Below are 823 nucleotides of genomic sequence, written 5' to 3' on the forward strand. Positions count from 1 at the left end.
TCTTCAGGGCGCTTAAAGCGGCACTTTGAGCAGCCGTTGCTTGAATTTCGCCGCCAAAGTCCGGAATTTCTCCGGCACTATTCCGAATCGCATCTTTTAGCTGCGCTACATTTACTGCATCCGTATCGTCAGATCCTGCTGCAACGCCGGTAATTTGACGTGTTATACTGCTCGCCGAATCGCCGACGGCCACAGCATTTCCCGTAGCCTGCCACGTAGCATTTGTCCGGCCGTTAGCACGATAGCCGCTCACTCCGGCTGCCCGATTGGCTACGGACCCGCGACCGATAGCATAGGAATCATCCAATACGGCCATGGCCCCGATCCCTACGGCAAATGAATTATTCCCGACTGTATTACCGCCTAAGGCCGCTAAGGAGTTACTTCCTCCGGCTCGAGAGTTATCACCGACGGCCATAGCCGCCGTGCCGTCAACTCGAGAACCTCGTCCGACTACAAAGCTGTAATCTCCGGCGGCGGTATTCAGTCCCCCAAAGGCCGTAGAGTTGTTTCCGGAGACGGTATTATTCATACCGACACTCAACGCATTGCCCCCGGTCACATTTATGTCCCTACCTGAAGCAAAACTGTTTTCACCCGACACCGTATTCGAGGTGCCCGCAACAAAGGCATTGTTTCCCGATATTGTATTTCCCATACCGATAGCTTGAGAGTTCTGCACTCCGTCATTTATACGATTGGCATATCCCGATATGGTGTTATTAGCCCCGCCATAACCGATGGTATTTTGATTTCCGCCGACGAGGCTGTTTCTTGAATCCGTACTGTTTCGTTCGCCGCTCACCACACTGTTTGTAGCAGC

General features: G+C 52.9%; 1 pseudogene. It reads right to left on the bottom strand.

Annotated features, from left to right (window positions below):
- Window positions 1-823: pseudogene (locus PGX78_RS08120) on the bottom strand (hypothetical protein); the annotation flags it as partial.

Source organism: Megasphaera sp. AF13-6AC (assembly GCF_027685385.1).
GTDB lineage: Bacteria > Bacillota > Negativicutes > Veillonellales > Megasphaeraceae > Megasphaera > Megasphaera micronuciformis.